20 protein-coding genes are annotated in these 23,410 nt (G+C 58.4%); 12 read left to right on the plus strand and 8 right to left on the minus strand.

The genetic code is table 11. From position 1 onward, the window contains the following. From hpaH to BLV09_RS35010, 3 genes are read left to right on the plus strand one after another with little or no spacing between them, the layout of a single operon-like run. Nucleotides 1–804 carry a 2-oxo-hept-4-ene-1,7-dioate hydratase gene (hpaH, locus tag BLV09_RS35000; protein ID WP_146690664.1) on the plus strand — a complete coding sequence of 268 codons (804 nt, stop codon included), beginning with the start codon at nucleotides 1–3 and terminating at the stop codon, nucleotides 802–804. 21 nt (nucleotides 805–825) lie between these two features. Beyond that, nucleotides 826–1,218, plus strand: a complete 393-nt coding sequence (locus BLV09_RS35005; protein ID WP_146690665.1) for a RidA family protein — start codon at nucleotides 826–828, stop codon at nucleotides 1,216–1,218. A gap of 28 nt (nucleotides 1,219–1,246) precedes the next feature. Beyond that, on the plus strand, nucleotides 1,247–2,122 hold the full coding sequence (locus BLV09_RS35010) for an amidohydrolase family protein (RefSeq protein WP_146690666.1): 876 nt from the start codon (nucleotides 1,247–1,249) through the stop codon (nucleotides 2,120–2,122). Between the two features lie 267 nt (nucleotides 2,123–2,389). On the opposite strand, the gene greA is transcribed toward BLV09_RS35010, so the two are convergent. Then, a complete protein-coding gene (gene greA / locus BLV09_RS35015) occupies nucleotides 2,390–2,872 on the minus strand; it encodes a transcription elongation factor GreA (protein ID WP_146690667.1) in 483 nt (160 codons plus the stop codon). A 155-nt stretch (nucleotides 2,873–3,027) separates the two neighbouring features. Then, nucleotides 3,028–3,747: a DUF899 family protein gene (locus tag BLV09_RS35020; protein WP_146690668.1), complete on the minus strand. Its 720-nt coding sequence runs from the start codon at nucleotides 3,745–3,747 to the stop codon at nucleotides 3,028–3,030. Nucleotides 3,748–4,097: 350 nt separating this feature from the next. Between BLV09_RS35020 and BLV09_RS35025 the strand changes: the two genes are divergently transcribed. Further along, nucleotides 4,098–4,394, plus strand: a complete 297-nt coding sequence (locus BLV09_RS35025) for an HU family DNA-binding protein (protein ID WP_057850035.1) — start codon at nucleotides 4,098–4,100, stop codon at nucleotides 4,392–4,394. Nucleotides 4,395–4,595: 201 nt separating this feature from the next. Here the strand turns inward: BLV09_RS35025 and BLV09_RS35030 are convergent, their stop codons facing one another. The 5 genes from BLV09_RS35030 to BLV09_RS35050 all read right to left on the minus strand — a co-directional run bounded on the left by BLV09_RS35030 (nucleotide 4,596) and on the right by BLV09_RS35050 (nucleotide 12,103). Next, a complete protein-coding gene (locus BLV09_RS35030; RefSeq protein WP_244548901.1) occupies nucleotides 4,596–7,118 on the minus strand; it encodes a two-component system VirA-like sensor kinase in 2,523 nt (840 codons plus the stop codon). After that, the gene (locus BLV09_RS35035) at nucleotides 7,115–8,134 is read right to left on the minus strand and encodes a cytochrome-c peroxidase (protein ID WP_244548902.1); all 1,020 of its coding nucleotides are present in this window, start codon (nucleotides 8,132–8,134) and stop codon (nucleotides 7,115–7,117) included. Before BLV09_RS35035 ends, BLV09_RS35030 begins: the two co-directional genes overlap by 4 nt. 169 nt (nucleotides 8,135–8,303) lie before the next feature. Then, the gene (locus BLV09_RS35040; RefSeq protein ID WP_167558992.1) at nucleotides 8,304–8,915 is read right to left on the minus strand and encodes a DUF1127 domain-containing protein; all 612 of its coding nucleotides are present in this window, start codon (nucleotides 8,913–8,915) and stop codon (nucleotides 8,304–8,306) included. Nucleotides 8,916–9,073: 158 nt separating this feature from the next. Next, complete coding sequence (locus tag BLV09_RS35045) at nucleotides 9,074–9,799, minus strand: response regulator (protein ID WP_146690670.1); 726 nt, start codon at nucleotides 9,797–9,799, stop codon at nucleotides 9,074–9,076. Nucleotides 9,800–10,498: 699 nt separating this feature from the next. Next, on the minus strand, nucleotides 10,499–12,103 hold the full coding sequence (locus BLV09_RS35050; RefSeq protein WP_100383257.1) for a class I adenylate-forming enzyme family protein: 1,605 nt from the start codon (nucleotides 12,101–12,103) through the stop codon (nucleotides 10,499–10,501). A 736-nt stretch (nucleotides 12,104–12,839) separates the two neighbouring features. Between BLV09_RS35050 and BLV09_RS35055 the strand changes: the two genes are divergently transcribed. Next, nucleotides 12,840–15,383 (plus strand): ATP-binding protein, encoded by a 2,544-nt coding sequence (locus BLV09_RS35055; protein ID WP_244548903.1) that lies wholly within the window; start codon nucleotides 12,840–12,842, stop codon nucleotides 15,381–15,383. Nucleotides 15,384–16,368: 985 nt separating this feature from the next. Here BLV09_RS35055 and BLV09_RS35065 read toward each other — a convergent pair. After that, a complete protein-coding gene (locus BLV09_RS35065) occupies nucleotides 16,369–16,986 on the minus strand; it encodes a cupin domain-containing protein (RefSeq protein WP_167558993.1) in 618 nt (205 codons plus the stop codon). Between the two features lie 125 nt (nucleotides 16,987–17,111). On the opposite strand from BLV09_RS35065, the gene BLV09_RS35070 reads away from it, so the two are divergent. The 7 genes from BLV09_RS35070 to BLV09_RS35100 all read left to right on the plus strand — a co-directional run bounded on the left by BLV09_RS35070 (nucleotide 17,112) and on the right by BLV09_RS35100 (nucleotide 23,410). Continuing rightward, nucleotides 17,112–17,498, plus strand: a complete 387-nt coding sequence (locus BLV09_RS35070) for a cupin domain-containing protein (protein WP_167558994.1) — start codon at nucleotides 17,112–17,114, stop codon at nucleotides 17,496–17,498. An 88-nt stretch (nucleotides 17,499–17,586) separates the two neighbouring features. Continuing rightward, nucleotides 17,587–17,985: a cupin domain-containing protein gene (locus BLV09_RS35075; RefSeq protein ID WP_100383253.1), complete on the plus strand. Its 399-nt coding sequence runs from the start codon at nucleotides 17,587–17,589 to the stop codon at nucleotides 17,983–17,985. Nucleotides 17,986–18,144: 159 nt separating this feature from the next. After that, nucleotides 18,145–19,035, plus strand: coding sequence for a cyclase family protein (locus BLV09_RS35080; protein WP_146690673.1), 891 nt, complete (start codon nucleotides 18,145–18,147; stop codon nucleotides 19,033–19,035). 302 nt (nucleotides 19,036–19,337) lie between these two features. Continuing rightward, complete coding sequence (locus BLV09_RS35085; RefSeq protein ID WP_146690674.1) at nucleotides 19,338–20,396, plus strand: ABC transporter substrate-binding protein; 1,059 nt, start codon at nucleotides 19,338–19,340, stop codon at nucleotides 20,394–20,396. Between the two features lie 118 nt (nucleotides 20,397–20,514). After that, complete coding sequence (locus BLV09_RS35090) at nucleotides 20,515–21,723, plus strand: cysteine hydrolase family protein (RefSeq protein WP_167558995.1); 1,209 nt, start codon at nucleotides 20,515–20,517, stop codon at nucleotides 21,721–21,723. Further along, the gene (locus BLV09_RS35095; RefSeq protein ID WP_146690676.1) at nucleotides 21,681–22,616 is read left to right on the plus strand and encodes an ABC transporter permease; all 936 of its coding nucleotides are present in this window, start codon (nucleotides 21,681–21,683) and stop codon (nucleotides 22,614–22,616) included. The genes BLV09_RS35090 and BLV09_RS35095 overlap by 43 nt, the downstream gene beginning before the upstream one ends. Beyond that, the gene (locus tag BLV09_RS35100) at nucleotides 22,613–23,410 is read left to right on the plus strand and encodes an ABC transporter permease (RefSeq protein ID WP_167558996.1); all 798 of its coding nucleotides are present in this window, start codon (nucleotides 22,613–22,615) and stop codon (nucleotides 23,408–23,410) included. Before BLV09_RS35095 ends, BLV09_RS35100 begins: the two co-directional genes overlap by 4 nt.

Raw genomic sequence — 23,410 nt, forward strand, 5'->3', positions numbered from 1 at the left:
ATGCTCGACCAGCCCACCATCGACCGTCTTGCGCAACGCCTCAACGAGGCCGAACGCACCAAATCCCTCATTCGCGCATTTACACTTGAGTATCCAGGCCTGACCATCGAGGACGCCTATGCGATCCAGCGCGCCTGGACCAGGCTGCAGCTCGCAAACGGGCGCGTCATCAAGGGACACAAGATCGGACTGACGTCGAAGGCGATGCAAAGCGCCGTGGGCATTTCAGAGCCGGACTACGGCGTGCTGTTCCGGGACATGTTTTATCCGGACGCCAGCCCGATCCCGTTCGACCGCTTCCATGCGCCCCGCATCGAGGTCGAACTGGCGTTCGTGCTGAAGACCGCGCTGAAGGGCCCGGACTGCACGCTGTTCGACGTGCTCAACGCCACCGATTACGTCACGCCAGCGCTGGAAATTCTCGAAACCCGCATGCATCGCATCGATCCGGAGACCAAGGCCGCCCGCAAGGTGATGGACACGATTTCCGACAACGCGGCGAATGCGGCGCTGGTGATCGGCGGCCGGCCATTCCGGCCGCTGGATGTGGATCTGCGCTGGATCGGTGCGTTGTTGTTCCGCAACGGCCAGATCGAGGAGACCGGCATCGCCGCCGGCGTTCTCAACCATCCCGCCCACGGGGTGGCGTGGCTTGCCAATCGCCTGACCCCGCACGGCGAGCACCTCGCTGCGGGCGAAGTTGTGCTGGCGGGCTCGTTCACGCGCCCGGTCGATATCAGGAAGAGCGACACCTTCCAGGCCGATTACGGCCCGTTCGGCTCGGTGTCCTGCCAGTTCGTCTGACATCAAATAAGGAAAGCAGCCATGACAGCTCACGCGCGACGCAAAAGTATTCATATCGGCGGCTTCAAGCACGCCAATCCGATTCCGAATGCCAGCCGCATCGGCAACCTCTTGATGTCCGGCGTCATCCTCGGCCGCGACCCCAAGACCGGCGAGATGCCGAAAACGATCGAAGACCAGTGCGCCAACATGTTCGCGCATATGAAGGCCACCGTGGAAGCTGGCGGCGGCACCACGGATGACATCATCAAGATGACGGTGTGGCTACAGGACCGCAACCAGCGCGCGCCGGTCAATACCGAATGGCTGAAGATGTTTCCGGACGAACATTCGCGTCCTGCCCGCCATGCGCTGCAGATGGATATGGACGGCGGCGCACTGGTGCAGTGCGACTTCACCGCCGTCATCGACTGAAATGTGATCGATAGAAAAGGAATAACACGTGCCGAATTATCTTGCGTTCGATCCGAATCCGCGCCGCCCGTCAAAACTGCCGCCGCCTAAAAGCGTCGACAGCCAGTTTCACGTGCTGGGACCGCTGGACAAATATCCGGTGAGGGCGGGCGCCGCCTACCAGATGCCGACGGCGACATGGGAGGCGGCGCTGCGCGTGCATAGGGCGCTCGGGATCGAGCGCGGCATCATCGTGCAGACCACGACCTACGGCGCCGATCATGCGGTGGTGCTCGACGCTCTCGCCGCCATGGGCCCGAACTACCGCGGCTGTGCCAACGCGCTGGTGTTCGCGGAGGCCGATGATGCCTATCTCGCCAGGCTGCACGATGCCGGCGTGCGTGGCGCTCGCTTCAGCTTCCGCCAGGAATTGGGTGCAGTGCTGTCGGAAAAGGATTTCGCCCGCGCGATTGCGAGGATTCGCGAACTCGGCTGGTACGCCAAGATCCAGCCGGAGAAGGATGGCATCGTCAGCAGTGTCGACAAATATCGATCGCTCGACGTGCCGGTGCTGATCGATCATATGGCGCGCCCGGACCCCACGCGCGGCAACAACGACCCGAATTTGCGTACCATGCTGGAGCTTTTGGCCGAAGGAAATTTCTGGGTGATGCTGTCGTTGGGCGAGAAGACCTCGAAGGTCGGGCCGCCCTGGGACGACGTGATTCCGATCGCACGGAGCTATATCGAGGCGGCGCCGGATCGCTGCGTATGGGCGAGCGACTGGCCGCATCCGGTCTCGGTGGTGCAGCCGCCCAACGACGCGGATTTGCTGGAGCTGTTGTATCGCTACGCGCCGGACGAGGCGGAGCTGCAGAAGATACTGGTAACCAATCCAGCGAAGCTGTTCGGGTTCGAGAATTGAGCAGAACGCGCGGCACAGCCGCCGTCGTGATGACGCTCTGGCTCTGAGAAGCAAACATCACTCGCACAATTTGGCTGGCCGGCATCACTTTCAGATCGGTAAGATGCTTCATGGATTCATAACGAGAGTTATAGCGCGAGTAGCGAAATACACGGCTATAAGCACACTTATGGCCGCTTCTGGCGCAAGAAGTCATCCATCGTAAACGAAGGCGCTCGAGCTACCCTTGAACAAAACTGGACTGGTGGCCTGGGTTCGAGCGGCGTGCTACGAGATTGCAATGATCTCAAGCTCTTGACCGGATGTACCGACGACATCCCCAACAGCTTTACCCATCAGACTCCTTGCCACTGGGGATACGAAGGAAATAGAACCAGCCTTAGGGTCCGCTTCGTCCTCTCCCACGATACAGTATTTCTGTACGCGCCCATCGTCGCGCCTGAAGGTTACCGTGCTCCCAAAGGCAATATTGTCTGTTGACGCAGGCTTTCCAATGACCTGAGCCGTTCGAACTCTCGTCGCAAAGTAGCGTACATCACGCAAGGGGGATGCCGCTTGACGCCGTCGTTCATTCACGTCTTCGATCTTCTGCGCCGTCTCGTACGCCTCGCGGGCCTGGTGGAGTTGAAATTCCAAAGCCTTTAATCCCGCTTCCGTAACGAGGTTCGGATGAGGTGAAACCGGGCGGTCGGGCAGCAGCGTCTCCGACGCAGTTTCGGCACTGTCTTCCTTGGTGAAGGCAACGCTCAAGCTCAGACTCCTTTTAGGTGAGATGTGCCAAGAAATGCGTGGTTGGTGATAAAAGCGCGGACTCGCCAGTGGCGCAACGCTTATCGGCTCTTGCGAACCAAATACCGCGGAGCGAGCGCGAGCAATTACGGGGTTGCCGACCACCTTGGCTGTGCTTAGTCGTAGTTCACCTTCGGAAAAAAGTCGCCACGCCCTTCGGGTGTCATATCAAGCAGACCCCACAAAGGGTCGACCAGATCCCCGGCGCGATGATGTTGATTGGGGGCGGTTGGCGCGAAACTCATCTCCGAGCCCCAAAAGTGACGGATCTCCCCGTCAGACTTCTTGAACACGTTAAATATTGTTTCGTCCCAGTTCTCGCCGTCCGGGACGCGACGCTGTGCACGCATTCCCTTGGAAAATCTTGAAGTGTCACCAAAATAATCTGAGTCGTATTTGTTACCCGCCGTAGACACGAGCGAGAGCTGGTCCCAGCCGCGTTCGTGTGCCCACGCGGCCAGACGTGCGATTGGGGACTTGGCTACAATGTGAAGTGCCGCTCTCCGGCCCATGTGCCTTGCCGCGCCGTCGATCCCATCGAGCAAGTGCGTGCAGCCCGGACACTGTAGTTCGCGCTCGGGTCCATACATGAAGCTGTACAGAATGAGCGTGTCGTGCGAACCGAACAACTCGGACATCTTTACCCTCTCTGGCGTTGCATTCTTGCCAATCCGCTCGAATACATAGTCTTCCGAAACCTTGCCGCCTGGCGGGAGGGCGCGGCGTTTGGCTGCAACAGTTTCTATCTGAGCACGAAGTGCAATCTCGTCGTTCAGAAGTGCGTTTCTGGCGGCACGATACGCGGTGCTTTCGTTCGGATAGTGGAGATGCTCCATGGCTTGCCTCCGGTCTGGTGGCTTCTTGACACTCAAGAATAAACCCGTCCGAGAGAAGCCGGGTCCCTTGGTGTGCCGCTCTGCAATCCATCCAGCGAGGCGAAAATTGCGACCATCGGGGCCAGTCCCTGCTTACAGCCGCTTCTGGCACATAGTAACCAGGTAAGGAACACACGCCGAGTTGCTCCTTGCGTTTTGGGCCTCGATGGGTTTTAAGCCCGGTGACTTCATCACCACAGGTATGAACGAGAAGCGAACTGCGTGGCTTTGCTGCGTTTTAAACAGAGTGACCACCCCCGGTCGCTCATGCGCTTTGAACTGTTCTGAGCCTCTCCACAAAGGAATCCATCATGGCCAAGATGACCAAGAATCAGTTGATTGATGCAATTGCAGAAGGAACGCAGGTCTCCAAAGGAGACGTAAAGGCCGTCATCGAGCAGATGGCGACTGTAGGCTATAAGGAACTGAATGAATCCGGCGAGTTCGTCATTCCTGGCTTCGTCAAAATGTCGGTCGTGAATAAGCCTGCTACGGAAGCCCGCAGCGGTGTAAATCCTTTCACGAAAGAGCCCATGGAGTTCGCGGCCAAGCCGGCCAGCAAGTCGGTCAAGGCATCACCCCTGAAGGTTGCTAAAGACGCTGTTTGAAGCGGACGGGTTGGTTGAGGTGTGTTCGTTCGCCTGAACTGTGGGTAATTCCATCACACCCTGGACAGGCACCTCCACCCGCACACTATGCGCCCCGGGATGGAATCTCTGGAGGGCCTAGGGGGACAGTCTCGCAAAGGCCAGGCGGTGTAATGCCCGCCGCCGGCGGCGTGTCCCGGCAGCATATTTGGTAGCAATGAATCAGCAGCCTTGGTCGGCCGTTTGTGCTGCTTTGGCGCCTTGCAGAGCGGCAGAATCCGCCAGGCAACGCGACAATGCGCCGACTAACTCCGCGGACATCAGGGGGTGATGGACAACTTCGGAAATCCCCGAACCTACCAGTAATGGGGCGCCCAGGTCTCGCGCCGAGGGCGTCGCCAGGATAATTGGCAGCGCCGGCAGGGCATCATGCAGCGCTGCCGCGAAATCGAGGGCAGAAGCGTTGCCGGGCTGGTGGCATACGAGCGCAGCATCGAATCGCAATGGTATGGCACGGCACGCCGCCATTGCGTCAGCCAGCTTCGTGAAGCCGACGGGCTCATAGCCAAGGGCTGCCAGGACTTCCTCATGGCGCAGCAGACGCACGGGATCGGTTTCGAACACCAGCACCGTCTCGCCAATGCCGCGGCCGACCATGCCGGACGCATGTCGAGTTGATTCCAATTCATTGGGCGGAGCACATGGAAGCCAAATGTCGAAACGCGTTCCCGCGCCAACTGCGCTCTGCACGCCGATCGCTCCGTCATGCTCGTGGACAATTTCACGTGCCGTCGCTAGTCCCAGACCATTGCCCTCGATGCGCGTCGTAAAAAACGGGTCAAAAATTCGCTTCAGGGTCGCTTTGTCCATGCCGCGTCCGGAATCAGATATCGAAACGACCGCGAAGCGGCCGGGGCCGACGTCGTCACCGCCGACCTTCAGCGTATGAGCCATTTCCCGCACCTCGATCCGGATCTCGACAATACCGGGCTGGTCCATCGCCTGGGCGGCGTTGTTGCAGACATTCAGAATGACCTGCTGCAACTGCGCCGGCTCCGCCGACACAATCGCTCGCTCGGGTGTCTCGCGGACCATCAGTTCGACATGGGAAGGCAACGATGCAGTGAGCAGCGACCTTGTTTCCGCGACCAATGCGTTGATGCAAATCCGCTCCCGCCTGGCATCGCCGCGGTTGCCGAATGTAAGGATCTGATCGACCAGCTCGCGTGCCCGTTCGCCGGCGTGACGAATCTCAGCGAGATTGCTGGCCGACCGGCTTCCGGCGCTGACCTGCGTATCAGCCATCTCCGCGTAGCCAAGGATTGCGCCGACGATATTATTGAAGTTATGCGCTATTCCGCTTGCAAAGGCACCGAGCGTCTCCAACCGGCGGGCCTGTTGCAAGTTCACCTCGAGACGCTCCTTCTCCTGCTCAAGAGCGACTCTGCCAACGGCATTTGCAATGGCGTCGAACGCCATGCGAAAGAGAGAGAATTCAGCCCATTGAGCAAGCGTTCCCGCGCGCAGCGCATCGAAACCAAGGATCGCGCGCGTCCTCTGCCCGCCTGGGCTCAGGATGCACAGCCAGCCTTGAAGGCCGGCGTCCGCCAGCAGGTTTATCGTGTCATAGGAGTGCGAGGGCCTTACCACCGGGATGTGAACGATGTTGTCATCCCCGTGCTCAAGGCGAGACGCAATATTCAGCGCACGTTCGGGCCACCCTTGCGGGAATTCCGCTCTGCCGCGAAACCACCGATAGACCTTGATTGGCTCTGCTGCCACTATGAAATAAGCTCGGTCGGCGCCGAGGCACTCCGCTAATTCTTGCAGTGCCCACTTAACGTCCGTGGCAATCTCGTGCTGTTGGGAATTGATGAATCGCGTCGAGATCCGGGCGATCACGTGTTCAAAGCCAGCACGACGCCGCAAGGCAATCGCTCGCGCGCGCAGTTGCAACCCAAGATATGCCAGCGCTCCAAGCAGCATCACGGACGTCACATAAAGGAACAGACGGTATCGGCGCGCCGAGGCGCGCGCGGCAAGCTGGCGCTTCACGATCAATGAACGAACGGCGGTCTGTTCCGGGTTGCTTGCTGTGGCAATGAGAGCCTTCAGCACGGCGTCGGTCGCTGGCAGAAGGTCGCGCAATATCCCTCCGTGCGCGACCGCTGCTTGAATCGACTCGGCATCGTCGCGAGGGCTTTGCAGCGCCGCGAGTTCGTTCAAGCGTTGCTGAACCTCGTCGACGGCGACCTGTGACGTATCGAGTGTGAGATGCAGCATGGCGGCGGCCAGGGCGCTCGTGGCCGCAACCACCGGCTTATCGTTCGATGCCGCAAGACGGGCGCTGAATATTCCAAAATAGGTAAGCGAGTTCTGCAGCAATGCGTTCCTGCTCTTGAACCGTTCGACCAGATCCTGCTGCCGGTGGGCAACGGTGGCCAGAACTTCGATTGCAGCGCTTTCCTCGGACTTTGGGCCCGCAGCTTCACGCAATCGATCGAGCGAGTTGTCGTACGCGTCTGCGATCCGCGCCAAGGCATCGTAATTTCGCGACAAGCCGACGCGCGCAGTCAACACCTCACGGTTCAGTGCGCGCTCAAATCGGGAGAAATCGTCAAGTGCCCGTAGCTCTCGATCATAACGAACGGAATTCAGGTTCAATCCGCTCAGTAGCAGCCAGGTTAGCAGCAAAAGAAAGAACAATACGATGACTGCGACTGGGGTTGCCTTCAGGGTGCTCATGGTGACGCCCCCACGGGCACCCCGCGATAGTATCCGGTCAAGCTCTGCAGATATGCGACGATCTCGTTTACCTGCTGGTTTGTCAGCGTCGAATTGAGCTGTGCGAGGCCCATTTTCCGAACGGCGTCATCGAGCGTTGGCGCACTGCCGTCATGAAAATACGGCGGCGTTGTCGCGACATTGCGTAGACTTGGCACGCGTAGAATCTCGGGCTGTGGCGATGCGAGCGGATGGAAAATTCCGTGCCGTTCGAAAAGATTGCCGCCGATATTTACGCCCTGGTGACAGGAGGCGCATCCCAAGGATTTGAATAGCCGATATCCATTCAATTCGTCGGCCGACAGCGCGGCCGGATCGCCCGCGAGCCAGTGATCGAACCGGCTGCCTGGTGTTACGAGAGTTCGCTCAAAGCTCGCGATTGCGTCCACGACGTTTAAAGCGTCCGGACCGCGTCCAAAGGCGGCGGCGAATTCCTGACGCACACCGGCGTCTGCGTTAAGTCTTTCGGCAATTTCGGAAGGGTTGGTACCCATAATCCAGGGGCTTTCCAATGAGGCTTTGATATCTGACTCAAGGGTCCGGAATTTTCCCTCCCAACCGAAGCGAAAGCTGAGCGAGGCGTTGAATACCGTAAGGGTGTTGAGAGGGAGGCCGGAGCCGTCGAGGGCGACGTCGTGACTATTTCTACTTGCGCCATTGGTGCGGAGATCGTGACACGACGCGCAACTGCGCGAATTGTCGTGAGACAGCCGAGGGTCGCCGAACAGACGCTCCCCGAGCTTAACCTTCAACGGATCGATTGTGGCGGGCTCGGGAATCGGGGTGATCGGTTCTTTGGCCGTGGTGCTGTTGGCATCAAGCATTTGATCAGAAGATTGCGACGGCGCTGGGGAAAGCTGCAAGCTGCCAAGAATCAGCACACAGACGCCGATGGCGCGCCGCCCACGAAGAGCGGTTCGCGAGATTTCAGCTTTACTTGACCTCGGCAACTGCCGCAAATCTCTTTGGGGCAGCAATTCAGCGATCTTTGCTCAAGCGAAAATATTTCTCCCTCGGTGTCAGCCCCGCCATCTAGTCCAATTTTGCGTCATAACGGTGTTCTTGCCGGCTACGAATCCCCTGTAGAGAATCATGCTGCCGGCCGCATGGCAGAAGCCGATTCCGGCGATTGCGAAGGAGACCATATCAGCAATCATGACAGTATCTCACGACCTGCTCGATCTGCGAGCGGTGGGGAATGCCCATGTCGAGCAAGGTCCGGTCATCGAGTTCGGCCAGCGCCGCGATGGTTGTTTTGATCTTTCGTTCCCGTTCGCGCGAACTATCGTCTGAGAAAGCGATCACATATCCGGCGGGTGTCACATGATTGGACTGGCGGTCAAGCTCGGATGATGCCGCGTACCGGGTTGCAGCCGGTGAAATCGGGCTTGTAAACCCTCGCCGTTCGCTGGGATCGATATCTCTCGGCTGCGGGATTTGTCCTTCGTCGCGAGTGGGCTCAAGAGCAAAGAGCGCTGCCGGATGCGTGGCTGCGCCATATAACGCAAAGCTTTCGATGAGATAGTCCAGTACCGACGACCAGAACGTGGCCTTGCGCTGATTCGTGTCCGTCCGCGCAACGATCACCGCCGGGAATTTATCCGGCACTGCAATGATTACGGTTGGAGATTTCACGCCTGCCAAGTCAACCCGGGCGGTCCGCATCGATTTTTTGTCGGCAGTTCCTCCGGCTTCGTCAGGGAAATAGTGTCGCCTGAGAAAATCGTTTGCCGTTCCAGAAAAATGATTCGCCATCATGTGAAACTCCCGCAAGCTGTTTGCGGGACTAATCTGGCGGCGGCCTGTTACGGTATTGTCTCCGCGGCGAAGAATATCGTTACGCCTGCAACTTCGCGCGGCCATAATTGTGGTCACGACCACACCCCGCTGCGGCATGTCTCAAAAAGCTTCATGTCTCAAAAAGGCTCGACCGACGGTGTGAAGACGTAGCCGACGCCACGCTCGGTCTGGATGGCGCGTGGTGCACTCGGATCGACCTCCAGTTTGCGCCGCAATCGCAAGACCTGGACATCGATGCTGCGATCGAAAATATCCTCATGCAGTCGGGTGGCTTGTAACAAATGCTCCCGCGTGAGGGGCCGCTGAGGTGCTTCTAGAAAGGCAAGCAGCAAGGCGTACTCGCCTTTGCTCAGCGAAACCGGGGCCGCGTTGGGGTCGACCAGCTTTCGGCCACGACGTTCAAGCACCCAGCCATTAAACCTATAGCCGCCGCGCTCGGGTTCGCTTGCTCGTGCAGCTCGTCCCATTTCCTGTCGCCGCAACACCGCTCGGACGCGGGCGAGCAATTCCCGCAGGCTAAAAGGCTTTATGATGTAATCATCCGCACCAAGTTCCAGACCGACGATACGATCGATTTCGTCAGGGCGATGGCCGGTTGTGATGATGATCGGAACGTCCGAATGAGAACGTATTTCCCTTAAAAGGTCCAACCCATCATCCTGGCCGAGCCGCAGATCCAGAATTATCAGGCTGGGAGGAATCCCTGCAATATGGCGATTCAACTCGGATCTGTTCGAAGCGGACTTCGTCGGTACATTGTTATCCTCCAAATACCTAGTCACCATCTGCCGCAACGACGGGTCATCATCAACGACAATGATATGGCCGACATCCGCAGGCATAGATTGACCTCTCAACTTTCTCCCTCGCTAAGTTGTGGTGCTAGCTCTAACTAGATGTTCTTTGTCTTCTGGCCACCCGAGATATTCGTTTCGGCGGCCAACTCGATGGGGCGGAGATTTTGGCTGGAAAGACCGTCCCACACCTCAAAATTCAGCAGCAGAGACACCCTGGATGTACAGTCCTTCTGAGGCATCTTCGTCTCCGTTTCAGATGCGCCGCATTGGGGGGTAAAGGTGATACCTCCGGCCAGGCCTTGCTATGGCCCCGATCCGTAAATCTCGGGGACGTGATAAATTGTGATCTAAAATGCGTTAGTACGAAAAGTGCCTTGTACACTGGCTGGCGGTACGTTGAGGCTGCAGTGTACGATGACGCCTCGGCGGCCTGAAATGTCTCAACTTTCATGCCATTTCGGTGATGCATGGCTCCGATGTTACGTGCTGTCTCTCCACGGTGTTGCCGGGGCCGGACGGTGCTAAGATCAGATTACGATCGGATGTCAGATCCACACGACACGCCTACAAACGTAACATGGGATTTTTGTTGCTTGAGTCCGTCGGGGCGATATGTCCGAGCCGGCGGGGCCGCGAAGACCTCGGGGCTATCGGCTATGTCGGCGTGGCTCCAACACGCAGATCGCAAAACGGCGGGTTTTGCCCGCCGTTTTCCGTTCACATGCAACGGTTGTGGAGAAAGAGTTATCTATTCCGGGCGACCCGCCGGGCAGGCCGCTCGCTAGGCTGTTGCGGCCGCTGAGCAGCGGCTGCGATCTGCAAAGCGCCGGCCGTTTCAGCGGCGGGCGCCATGGTCAACAGCTTGTTGCGATCGACTTTACTCAGCGCGTTGCGGGGCAGTTCGTCGACCACTCCGAGACCCTCGGGGACTTTGTACGATGCAAGCCGCGTCGCGACCCTGCGGAGGATTTCGGAGACGACCGTGTGCATCGTTCCCTCTGCAAGCTTGACGAACCCGAACACGCGTTGACCGAGTACCGTATCGGGTATGCCCACAACCGCCGCTTCCTCGACTGCGGGATGGGCGGCGACCAGCGCCTCTTCCACTTCGACAGGTGAGATGTTGGTGCCGCCGCGAATGATGATGTCTTTCTTGCGGGACACGAACCAGAGTTCATCTCCTTCGCCGCGCCGCATCAGGTCACCGGTATGGTACCAGCCAGCCTTGAGACTCTCCTCCGTCGCGTCAGGATCATTCCAGTAGCCGGCGAAGACGTTTTTACCACGGATCAAGAGTTCTCCGACCTCGCCATCCGCGACTTCAGCGCCATTGTCATCGACCAACCGGATTCGCGCTTCCTTGACGATCCGCACGACCGGCCCGTGTTGCAGGCCGAAGGTCAACGACCCCACGACTTCCGTTGCGCCCCAGAGGTTGTAGAGCGGCGCGCCAAAGATAGACGTAACTTGCTTCTGCAGATCGACCGGGCAGGCATCCGCCCCGGTGAGGCAAACCCGCAAGGAAGTCAGATTCCGCGGCCGGATTCGCTGACGCTCGAGCAGTGCGGCATACTGTGCCGGAAAGCCGAGACACCAGGTGCAATGATAGCGCTCAATGGTGTCGAGCACGATGTCGGCGTCAAAGCTCTCGAGCAACACGAAGGGAGTGCCGAACTGGATATAGGACAGAAGGGTCACGAGCCCGCTCATGTGCGCCAACGGAAGCGGCTCGACCATGATGTCGTCTTCCCAGAGCCCCCAATACCTGAGCATCAAGTCCAGCGATTCGGAGAGGGTTGCCGGCGTATGGATGACGAATTTGGGCCGACCGGTCGTTCCGGATGTGTTGATCAGTATGGCGGGTTTGTACGAGGCCGGCTCGGTCGGCAAAGCCTCGTTGGTCCCCCCTTCGAACAGTGCTTCCCAGGGTTGGACGCCGTGGTCTTCGAAGGTTCCGCCGATGACAAAGCGCTTGTTCGGTGCAAGGATCGAGACATCTACCGGCGCGACATTGTCGTACAGACCAATTTCACCAATGTAGAGAGCGGGCTTCAACCGCTGCAGAAGCGGTGCGAGTTCTGCGAATTTGAAGGCGGTCCGTAAGGGCGCCGCGATGGCTCCCAATAGAAAGCAGGCATAATAGGCAACGATCATTTCGGGCCTGTTCATCATATGAAGAACGACGCGATCACCCGGTCCAACCGCGCGCGCCGCCAACCCGTGCGCAAGGCGCTGGGCTTCGGCGGCAAGCCGCTCATAAGTCCAAACCTCCTCGTGAAAAATGAACGCCGTGCTTTTTGGATGGGTTAGCGCCTGGTGCATCAAAGCACCTACTGGAGTGATTTTCATTTGGCTGTTTTCCTTTTGCTGAAATGCCGCAGCCAAACTGGATGGGCAACGCTACCGCGCTATTTCAGTCTCAGGAAAACGGTTGCGATTGTAGGCAAGAGAACAAACACTTGACGAAATTCAGGCAGGACACAGCTTTTTCCCGCCTGATGATGACGGTGCAGCATTTGAACGGATACTGCCGATTGTTTGTCGCTCATTCGCCGCCGAAACCGTCCCGATAGCCACTAAGCTACAATCGTAACTTCAATCTTCGAAGTTGAAACCCTATGGCAACACGAGCGCCATAGGGCTGAATGGCAATGGGAGCGCACGCCTTCGTGATTGCCTATCAAACATTCAGCAAAAATTGCTGTTCACACGGGATTTCGGTGCATCACCGTATCGAACGCCGCGGTCGTCGCACGCTGGTCGTCTTCACGCCGGCGGGGGGCGGACAGATTCTCCACGACGTAGCCGGCCCTCCTCGCAACACGATCGAGGGGCTGGCCGTGCGGTACGCCTCTTCGTTGCGGGACCGCCGAACAGCGCATGACCGCTGTGGCGACGGCGCCAGCCGATCGAAAACCCGCCGGCATCGTCGAAAATAGGCTCTACGGAAGGGCGCCCAGCGGATCCGTTCGGCGAAGACTGTAGTGTGAGGACGCATGAGCGACCCGATGTGGATGGCTTGTGCGTAGGAAGTGGTTTGGTTCGAATGCGTGCACGAAATGCTACTCTTTTATCGCATCTATTCGTGCTGGTTGCTGTATCGCTGCTGCCAGCGATCGCGATCCAAGCCTATAATGAGTTCGACTTGCGCCGCACGCGCCAAGTCGAAGTGCAGGAGCAGGCGCTTAGCCTGGCTAAGCTTGCCGCGGCGGAACAAGAGCAGATCGTTCAGGGAATTCGTCAGGTCCTGATCGCGCTATCCGAACTGCCCGCGATAAGGGCGAAGGACGTCAAGGCGTGCAATGCATACCTGGCGGGGATGAAGCAGCGGTTTCCGGCTTTCCTTACCATCCTCGTCACCGACTTGGATGGCGAGCCGTTTTGCGAATCGAACAGCGACCGTAGACCGGTCAATGTCGCCACGCGAGCCTACTTTGCTAACGTGCTGAAGACCGGCGCGTTTACTGTCGGGGAATTCTCGATAGGTCGGTCAGTTCCGCGAAAGGTCATTCAGTTTGCGTTACCCTTCTACGACGACGATGGTCACATGGGCGGCGTCATTATCGCACCCCTCGGCTTGGATTGGCTTGCTGACCACATTGCTCAAAAGAGTGTTCCAGCGGGAGCCGCACTGGCGATCACGGATCGCAATGGCACATATCTCGCACGCTATCCTGACAACAGCCAGTTCGTCGGCAGGAAGCCGCCCGCTGGAAAAACCTGGAAATTCGACCAAGAGACTGCGGAAGATGTGATAGACCTCGACGGCGTCGAGCGTATCGTCGGCTTCTCAGCCCTTGGGGATGCTTCCGGAGGGCTTCATGTCAGCTTCGGCCTCGACAAGGCTCTGGCCTTCACCGAGATCCAGCATCGCACGCAGCGCGGCATCTTTCTCATTACCCTAAGCGCGCTGATCGTACTGGTCCTGACATCGTTGGGGGCTCGGCGGTTCATCCAGCGCCCGCTTGCTCAACTGGTTCAAGCCGCGCACCAATGGCAGTTCGGCGAATTTTCCAAGCGTGTAGACATCCGCGGCAGGTCTGAAATAGCGCGGGTCGCCGACGCGTTCAACACCATGGCCGATGCGCTTGAACACCGCGAGCGCGAATTGTCCGAGGCAAAGCAGAAAGCCGAGGAATCCGCGGCTCGAATCACGATGATCTTTGAGAGCACGACCGACGGTGTGGTGATCGTCGATCGAGAGTGGCGCATCAGCTTCCTGAACGGGCGAGCCTTGGAGCACGTAGACGGGCGGGCTGCGATCGGCACGAAACTGTCGGAGACGTTTTTCGAGGGCGTCGACGCGGAAATTTATAGCCAGCTTCAAGGGGTCGTGTCTGACCAGCGCCCGGCCTCGTTCGAAACGCACTGTACCCGTGCCGGCGCTTGGTACACGATCAACGTGTTCCCCTCCAGCGAAGGGCTCGTTGTCTACTTGCGAGACATCACCGAACACAAGCACGCCGTGGAGGCCCGCCGACTGGCAGAGGAACAGCTTCACCAGAGTCAGAAGATGGAGTCCGTCGGCCAGCTCACCGGCGGCGTCGCGCACGACTTCAACAACCTGCTCACAGTGGTTTCCGGAAATTTCGAGCTTATCCACGACGCGGCAGATAATGGCAGCGTCCGGGAGTGGGCGGCTGCCGGCTTGCGCGCCGTCAGCCGCGGAGCAAAGCTGACGGCGCAACTTCTCGCCTTTTCGCGTCAGCAGAAACTGAACCCAAAACTGGTCTGCGCAAATCAGCTCATTTCTGAGTTCCTGGGGCTCATCCGCCAGGCGATCGGCGGGGAATGCGAAGTCAGGCTCCGGACCGATGAGCGATTGTGGCAGTGCCATGTCGATCCGCCGCTGCTCGAGACCGCTCTCCTCAACCTGGCCCTAAACGCGCGCGATGCCATGCCCAATGGCGGCGTACTCGAAATCGAGACGCGCAACGTCGTGCTGGATGGGGGGAGCATGACCGGTGCCGCGCCCGGATCGTATGTCAGGCTATCCGTCACAGATACTGGATGCGGAATGTCCCCCGAAGTGAGGGATCAGATTTTTGAACCCTTCTTCACGACCAAAGAGGTCGGCAAGGGTACCGGACTCGGTCTCAGCATGGTGTACGGCTTTGTCCGGCAATCCGGGGGGCATGTTGCTGTCGAAAGCGCTTCCGGGGCGGGGACCACGATTGTTCTGTACCTTCCTAAAGCCACGCAAAAACCTGACGCTGAAGTGGAAGCAATTCAATCACAGGCCATACCGGCAGGCTCGGAGCGGATCCTCTTGGTCGAGGACAATGAGGATATCCTCGATGTCACGTCGACCATGCTATCGGAATTCGGCTATCGGGTTCGGTCCGCTGCGAACGGTGCAGAGGCTATCCAGCTGCTCAGGAGTGGCGAAGAATTCGAACTGCTGTTTAGCGACATAGTGATGCCAAACGGAGTGAGCGGCGTTGAGCTCGCCCGCGAAGCGAGGCGGCTGAACAAGGGCATCAAGGTCTTGCTCACCTCCGGCTACGCGGGAGACGTGTTGGAGCGACATCAAGCGGTGGATGAATTTCCAATCATCGACAAACCTTTCCGTCGCGCAGAATTGGCGCAGCGTCTGCGATCGATCCTGAATGAAGCGAAATATATGTAAGAACTTGGCGGCGAAGCGTTTACGCCGCGGAACCCGCCGCAAGGCGATCGGCCGGTTTCCCCCGCCAGTTTTGCAGCGCGATGAAGCTAGAGCCCCGGCATTCCCTGCCTGAACTGCCTTCCATTGACATAAGTGAGGGACCGCGATGGAACACCGCGCGGACCTAATGTTCCGGCACCGATGCGGGTGGTCGGATTGAGGGCCGCAATGTGCGGGTCGCAGGAGCCGACGGCTTCGCCGCGGCGTCTCGCGATCGGCTGTGCTGCGCTCCATCAACGGACTCTAGATAGGAGGTAAGCGCCCAGGCCGAGCTCGAATTGGTAGCGTAGTGGTCCTGCAAGAACAAGAAGAGCGTGAGTCTGAAACGGGCCTTACTGAGGCCTCGTGCACTGTGATGACATGTCGTGCAGCCATCCGCAAAGAGCCTGGCGCCGGATTTTCCCTGATCGAGATTCTGAGCATGCGCACCACCGATCGACACGCAGATCGCACTAATAGCGACCAGACGGCGCCACAGTTTCTGTAACGACACAGGTTTCGACACTAGTTCCATGCCGCAGCGGCTCCTCGTCGCAACAGGGCCACGCCAATTATGTTGAACAAATGCTGTCCCTTTTTCTAACCGATATCCTCGGAAGGGGTATGTCCCAAGAACGTCAAAAAGGCGGCGAGGCTGGCCGGATAACAAGCGGTAGCGACCCCGAGCGGCTGACTCATTCCTCGCGCTGCCAGACCCTGGTGCACGAGCTGCCTACAGCGCAAATCAGCGATCGTTGCAGTGGGCCCACTTGTGCCGTCTGCATCGCGCCGGGGCTGTTAGCCTAGGCCATCTTTGTCATTGGCGAACTGCAACCATGGCGACGTCATGTAGGCTGAACGCAAAGCCGGGCTCGCGGGCGTCGAATGCGGTGACGCCGCCCATAAGCGACATGGAAGCCGGATGGTCAGCGACCGAGCTTCGCATTGGTGACACCGCGAGCGCAGACTAGTCATGATTGATATTGAACCAGAGCGTGCGTACGAGTCCCTCACCATGATTCCACATGCGGTGAGGTTTGTGTGAATCATACGCGATGAGATCCCCGCTCCGGATCTCATGTGAAACGCCGTTAACCTCGACGGTCAGGGTGCCTTCAAGCACGTAACCATATTCGTAACCCGTATGCATAAGGGGGCGATCAGCACTACCGGTGTGTGGTTCGTATTGATTCAGAGCGATCGAGACCCCTCTGGTTCTATCATCGCGGATCAATCGCCGGATGACGTGCTGGGCTGTTTCAACGATCTGCTGCTCGTGCGATCGCACCACCAGTTTTTCATCCTCCACCGGTTCGTCGACAATGATCTCGGACATCGTGACGCCCAGCGCGGCGGAAATGACGATGAGTGAACCGATTGAAGGTGAAGCGCGTCCGCGTTCCACCAGACTGAGCATCGATGGGCTAAGCCCCGTCGCGTCCGCCAACGCCTGCAACGTCATGGATCGTGCCTGGCGTGCTCCTCTGATTCGCACGCCGATCGCGGCGATAGCTGACGCCGTCGCATCCGTTATCTCGCCGGACTGATCCGTTGTTGCGGCCAGGGCTGCGTCTGCTTCTTCCATTTCGGTATTCTCATCCCTCATTGAGGAGCTCGTTCGGTCAGAGCATTTTATCCAACTGGACGCCTTGCTACGACTGTTTTTTTGATATAAGTAAAAAAAATTAGATGCAGGTAAAAAGGTGGCCAATGACTTTTGCCGACTCGCCAACGGTGCGTGTCATCGACAGCGCTGCAGGGTGCCCGGATATACCGTTAGTAGAGGGAGCCGGCAACGCCAAGGCGGTGTTGTGGCCGGGCAACGGAGGCACCTACCGGACGCTCCACCTGTTGAACCTGGAGAGCGGGGCAAGGACCGTTTCGTTAAGCCACGCCGGCGACAGCGTTTATTACGTTATTCGGGGGTCCGGGACCGTCGCCGACCTCGTCTCCGGCGAACAAAGTCCCCTCGAAGAGGGGTCGATGATCCACATCGATGCCGGCGACACCTATCAGTTCGTGGCGGCAAGCGACAGCGGCCTCAAGCTTCTGGGCGGGCCGTGTCCAGCCGACTTCAGTCTCTATCCAGATATCTGATTTTCAAGTCTCGCCGCGGCTTCCTCAAGGATCGGTCGTTTCAACTTCAACGGAAGTCTTCCCGCTCTCAAACAAGGTTGCACGGTCCATGGCTATCCGCGTTTTTCATCGTGACAAACCCTCTCTGTGTTTGCCGCTCATATCCAAGGACGCCCGTTTTGTCGTATGGCCCGGCGTCGGCGCGTGGCGCGCAAACATGAACTACGTCCGGCTCGAACCTGGCGAGGCCAACGTTCCCCATATTCACACGCTGTCAGAAGACACGATCTTCATCCTCGAGGGCGAGGGCACGATCTACGACTATACCAACGACATCAAGCTGCCCTTCCACTCCGGCTGCGTCGTTCACGTACCCATTGGGGTCAAGCACGCCGTTGCCGCCGACCGGGGCGTTGGCATTGTCAGTGTCGGTGGTCCGAGTCCTGCCGATGTTCCGATGCTTAAGGCCGTAGGCGCCATACCAAAGGACGCGGTGGCGCCCCAGTGACTTAAGCAAAGTGAGCTGAGCCATTTCGCTCGCAACAGCACCCTGAGATCAAAACAGTGCTCGTTCCGCCGAACGTGGCAGGGGTTCGTCGACAAGCATGATCGTCCGGCAATCTGCCGCCGTCCTTCCCGCACCGCAACTGACGAAAAGGATCAAACAATGAAAATCGTCGATCTATCGCATCTCATGAATGTGCATACGCCGGGGTGGGTCGGTTATGCCGGCAACAAGATGTACTACGCGCAAAACCTGCAGACTAAGATGATTGTGGCGCAACGGATCGACACCGCGCTTCATGTCGGCACGCATATCGACGGCGCCATGCACGGTACTGACGGCATGGGCGACATGGCATCCTATCCGCTCGATTTTCTGGTCGGCCCCGGAGCCGTCGTCGATGTATCCAAGCACATGGACGATTGGGCCGTGATCACACCGGAAATGATCGAGAGCGCGCCCGTCGAGGTGAAGGAAGGCGACATCCTTATTATTCACACCGGTTGGCACCGCTACTGGGAAGGGCAGCCGCAGCAGGATCTGGTGCGCTATTTCTGCATGCATCCCGGCGGCAAAATCGAATTACTGGAGTGGATGCTCAAAAAGAAGATCAAGTGGTTCGGTATCGACTGCGGTTCGGGCGATCATTCCATGAATACGTCGATCCGGGACATGCGACCCGATCTGGCCAAGCGTTTCGAAGCCAAAGTCGGCAAGAGCTGCGCGGAATTCTTCGGCGACTATAATTACGTTCACAAGAAATCCGGCCGACACATCGAGGAAAACGTCTTTCCGTTCCACAGCTACGCGTTTCAGGAAGGCCTCATCCATGCCGAAAATGTCGGCGGCGACATCGAATTGATGCTCAACAAGCGGGCTGTCATTGGCGCCTTCCCCTGGCGTTACGAAGGGCTTGAGGCCTGCCCGTGCCGGATTGTTTGTTTCCAGGGAATGGACGAGGCGACCGAAGCGGTCGGCGATGTTGCGAAAGCAGTGCTGGGGCCGCGGCATTTTGCGTCGAGCCACACCATGGGCGGACCGGACGGCCGCTGACGGATCAGCGGCAGGGACACGCGCAGCGTCATCTCTTGAGTGTGATTAAAAAGTATACAGCCGGACATCGTCTTGCTCGCTGCACTAAAGCCGCTCTCTTTGAGCGGCTTTTTTGCAAGTTTTCCTATTCGCGTTGCTCGGCGAGGATTTCATCCAAGCGACCCGTTGAAGCATTTTCCCTCGCTGCGGCATTTCGGATATTGAGTATTATTCAAAATTAAGTTACGCAGGCTCAACGACACAAAAATGCAATGTCCCTTCACGCGGCGCCTTAGCGAGATCCAATTTTGAGGAGGCTACACATGAAAGACGTTCCGGCAATCGAGGGCATCAACCGCCGCAAGCTCATCAAGGCGACGGGTGGTCTCGCAATTACGCTTGGTCTCGGAGTCCCCGCGCTAGCCCAGCAGGGAGGCCTCGCAACGACAGTCTTCGGAGGCGCCTATGAGCGAGAGTATCGAAAAAACGTCATAGAGCCTTTCGAAAAAGAGACAGGCGCCAAGGTTCTCGCAAAGCTCGGCTCGACCAGCGAATGGCTGACCAATGCTTTGGTCAATCGCAGCTCTCCCGAAATCGATCTTCTGATGCTGCCTTACCCCGACAGCATGAAGGCCGTTTTGGAGGACATTGGCATGCCGCTCAGTGTTGCTGACATCCCCAATCTCAGGGATGTCGATCCTGTCTGGTTCGATCAGTACAACAAGCAGGCAGTGGCGCTGGACTACGTAGGGTACGGCATTGCCTATCGTGAAGATCTCGTGCCGACGCCGCCGACGTCATGGAAGGACCTGTGGAATCCGGCCTACAAGGGCAAGGTAACCGTTCCCGACATCGGACAATGGGGATCCTGGGAATTAATTGTCATTTCCGCGCTGCTGAACGGCGGCAGCGAGGACAATCTGGATCCGGCATTCAAGGCATTGAAAGAGCTCAAGCCTCACGTCCGCCAGTTTTTCAAGGGCGGCGGCGACATCTCGAATCTTCTCGGAAGCGGCGAAGCCTGGGTCTGCGGAATGACCACCAACATTCCCGCCTATGGTCTTATCGACGCCGGAAAGCCGGTCAAATTCATCTTTCCGTCGGAAGGTGCAATGGTTGGCGCCGCGTCATATCACGTTGCCAAGAATGCGAAGAACGCGGCCTTGTGCTGGAAGTTTATCAACTTCGCTTTGAGCAGGCCGATCCAGGAAAACTTCTGTAACGGCGTGGTTGCCGCCCCGACCAATGTCACGGCCGTGATCAATGAGCGTACGCGTCAGCGTGTTCCGGATCACGGACATCTCAAGCTTTTCAACTGGGCCAAGATCATTCCGCAGATGTCGGATCTCGCGGATCGCTGGAATCAGGAAGTTGCGTTCTAGATGATCGAGTGAAGTGGAATCATCGAGCATGTCTCTGAATTTCACACGTCACCGCCTTCGTTCCGGGCCATATCCGGCCGCGACGATGGCGGGGACCTAAGCCGAGATGGAGATCCGGTTGCCGTCGAGTGTTCATTCAAATGGCGGGCACGACACCGCGATCATCGTTGTCGGCCCTTCCACGGAAGGCGTCGCGCAGGCCGCGATCGCTGCGCAGACCGCCGGGAGACTTGTCGTTGAAGTGGAACTCCTGGAACATCAGGAGAATCCCTGGACTTCAACCGATGTGGTCGGCAGCAACACCGGCTGCGCGCTGTGGCCCGGCGGGCGAGGGCGCACTGTTTGCGTGCGGTCCGATCCGGCCGGACTGTTCCTGGTCGCGAATATCGACATTGTTCTGCGATCCAACTCGGTAAGTAACATCGTCATTGCCGGCGACGCGCCTGCGGACTTTATTAAAAGCGTGACTGAATTCACGCGTGCGCGCGGCTATGGATTGATGCGTGCGAACGATGAGGAGCTCGCGGCGCTCTCTGACAATCGCGCCATCGAACGCCCGGAGCTTTTGTCTTCGCTTTCCGATCGAATCGCCCCGGGCGCGGCCGCGCTGGTGCTGATCGACGTGCAAAATGATTTTTGTGCGCCGGAAGGGGCGACCGGCCGTACCGGCCAATCCATGAAAATGATCGGAGCGGCGGTCAACCGGACCAAGCTTCTGTTGGACGCGGCAAGGAAGGCCGGTTTATTCGTCGTCCACGTTCGCGCCGAATATGGAGAGCTTTACCGGCATGTCGGATCTCCCTACCGGTTTCCCGCCGCGGGAGGTCGGGAGCCTGCGGTTTGGACTGCGTCTGCCGCCGATCTGTCCGCCAGCAAGCGCTTTCCCGCTGGTGATACCGAAATCTGTGCGCACGGGAGTTGGGGCGCAGCGTTCGTCGAGGGGATCGAGCCTTTGCCGGGCGAAGCCGTCGTGGCCAAGCACCGCTTTAGTGCTTTCGCAGATACCGGACTCGACCTGTTGCTCCGCGCACGCGGCATAAGAAGCCTCATCCTTGCGGGCGTGACCACCAATTGCTGCGTTGAGAGTACGGCCCGGGAAGCGGTGATGCGGGATTTCTATCTCGTGGTGGCCGGCGACTGCGTTGCAGTGAAGGATCATTTGCGGGACCTGCACGACGCAACTCTGGAAACGCTCGGGCTCTATTTCGGCCTGGTGCGTCCTTCCGAAGATCTGATCCGGATTTGGTCGGATAGCACTGATGCCGCGCGTCCGGGGCACGCAACTTGCACGCCGACCAACGAGTTGAAATCATATCCGTGGACATGACTGAGCAGGCTATTTCGCTGCCTTTGAGGCAAGGACGTTTCAACTCCTCGGCATTGCTGCTGGCGCCGGCGTGCATCGCCGTCTGTGCCTGCTTGATCGTTCCCCTCGGTTACGTCCTGGCTATGGGATTCAACCCATCGCGGCCAGGCGTTGTGGAATTGAGCAGCCACCTGACGCTTGTGAATTTCACCCGCTTTGTGACGTCTCCCTTCTATTGGTGGGTGCTGGGCAAAACCGTCTACATCGCCGGCATCACGACGGTCCTGTGCGTGATCCTTGGAATGGTACTGGCTCTGTCGATCTGGCAGGCCCCCGCAACGCGCCGGGGCGTCATTATTATCATCGTGCTTTCTCCCCTTCTGGTCAGCATCGTCACACGTACATTCGGCTGGATGCTCGTCCTCGGCGACACCGGCTTGATCAATTCGGCACTGCTCAGCGCGGGACTCATCCGGCAACCGTTGCACCTGATGTTCAACGACGGCGCGGTCGTCGTGGGCCTGGTGCATGTTTTTCTACCGTTGATGGTTCTCCCGATTCTCACGGCTCTGGAGCGAATTGATCCGGCCGTGCCGCAGGCCGCGGGTACGCTGGGCGCAGGAAGATTGACGATCGTGCTTCGGATCCTTCTACCGATGGTCAGTCCCGGAATTGTCGCCGGCATAACCATCGTGTTCAGCCTCTCGATGTCGTCCTACATCACGCCCGCGCTGATGGGTGGAACCCGGTCCGGAATGATCACGACGTTGATCTATCAACAGTTCGTCGTGACATTTAACTGGCAGTTCGGCTCGGTGCTGGTGGCGATGCTGCTGGCCACTTCGTTTGCAATCGTGGGACTCGTCCTGCTGGAATTCGGCCGCCGGACGCGGCAATGGATGGGCCGGCGATGATCGACGCGCTTCAACGCTATTCGTTTCGCGGTCTGACGTGGGCGCTGTACATATTTTTGCTGGCTCCGCTCGTCTGCATCGTCATCGTCTCGTTCAATAACGAGGCGGTGCAAAGTTTTCCGCCGACCGCATGGTCTTTTCGCTGGTATGCGGCTGCGCTCGGCAATTCCGGTTTCGTCAACAGTATGCTGGTGAGCGCCATACTGGCCGCAGTCGCCACCATGGTGGCAACACCCATCGCCGTGATGGGCGCAGTAGGGTTGTGGAAGAGCCGGCTGCGCGGCAAAGCCGCGCTTGAAGCCTTGTTCGTTACTCCGATTATCGTACCGGGTCTCGTAACAGGCGTCTCGCTGCTTGTTGCGCTTGCCGCAATTGACGTACGCCAGGCCCCGGTACGGCTGCTCATCGGCCACTCGCTGATCGTGCTGCCATATGTGATGCGCACGACGATCGCTAGCCTTTCGCAGATCGACGATTCATTGCAGGAGGCCGCAGAGACGCTGGGCGCTACTTCGCGGGAAGCGTTCTTTCATATCATTTTGCCCTTGATCCGGCCGGGCGTCGTCGCCGGAATGCTCTTTGGTTTCATCCTGTCGTTCGATGACGTCAACGTGTCGCTGTTTCTGGTCGATACGCGCACGACGACGCTGCCCATCTCCATCATGGCCTACCTGCAATACAGTTTCGACCCCTCCGTCGCGGCGATTTCTTCAATGCTGATCGGGCTGATATTCGGCCTGACAATCGTATTGGAGCGATGGTTCGGCCTCAAACGCCTGTTTACGGGACAATGA

The organism is Bradyrhizobium canariense (assembly GCF_900105125.1).
Lineage (GTDB): Bacteria > Pseudomonadota > Alphaproteobacteria > Rhizobiales > Xanthobacteraceae > Bradyrhizobium > Bradyrhizobium canariense_A.

Coding starts and splice junctions, on each gene's coding strand:
- hpaH (WP_146690664.1), top strand. CDS start 1: ATGCTCGACCAGCCCACCATCGACCGTCTTGCGCAACGCCTCAACGAG.
- BLV09_RS35005 (WP_146690665.1), top strand. CDS start 826: ATGACAGCTCACGCGCGACGCAAAAGTATTCATATCGGCGGCTTCAAG.
- BLV09_RS35020 (WP_146690668.1), bottom strand. CDS start 3,747: ATGGAGCATCTCCACTATCCGAACGAAAGCACCGCGTATCGTGCCGCC.
- BLV09_RS35025 (WP_057850035.1), top strand. CDS start 4,098: ATGGCCAAGATGACCAAGAATCAGTTGATTGATGCAATTGCAGAAGGA.
- BLV09_RS35030 (WP_244548901.1), bottom strand. CDS start 7,118: ATGAGCACCCTGAAGGCAACCCCAGTCGCAGTCATCGTATTGTTCTTT.
- BLV09_RS35040 (WP_167558992.1), bottom strand. CDS start 8,915: ATGATGGCGAATCATTTTTCTGGAACGGCAAACGATTTTCTCAGGCGA.
- BLV09_RS35045 (WP_146690670.1), bottom strand. CDS start 9,799: ATGCCTGCGGATGTCGGCCATATCATTGTCGTTGATGATGACCCGTCG.
- BLV09_RS35050 (WP_100383257.1), bottom strand. CDS start 12,103: ATGAAAATCACTCCAGTAGGTGCTTTGATGCACCAGGCGCTAACCCAT.
- BLV09_RS35065 (WP_167558993.1), bottom strand. CDS start 16,986: ATGGAAGAAGCAGACGCAGCCCTGGCCGCAACAACGGATCAGTCCGGC.
- BLV09_RS35070 (WP_167558994.1), top strand. CDS start 17,112: ATGACTTTTGCCGACTCGCCAACGGTGCGTGTCATCGACAGCGCTGCA.
- BLV09_RS35075 (WP_100383253.1), top strand. CDS start 17,587: ATGGCTATCCGCGTTTTTCATCGTGACAAACCCTCTCTGTGTTTGCCG.
- BLV09_RS35080 (WP_146690673.1), top strand. CDS start 18,145: ATGAAAATCGTCGATCTATCGCATCTCATGAATGTGCATACGCCGGGG.
- BLV09_RS35085 (WP_146690674.1), top strand. CDS start 19,338: ATGAAAGACGTTCCGGCAATCGAGGGCATCAACCGCCGCAAGCTCATC.
- BLV09_RS35100 (WP_167558996.1), top strand. CDS start 22,613: ATGATCGACGCGCTTCAACGCTATTCGTTTCGCGGTCTGACGTGGGCG.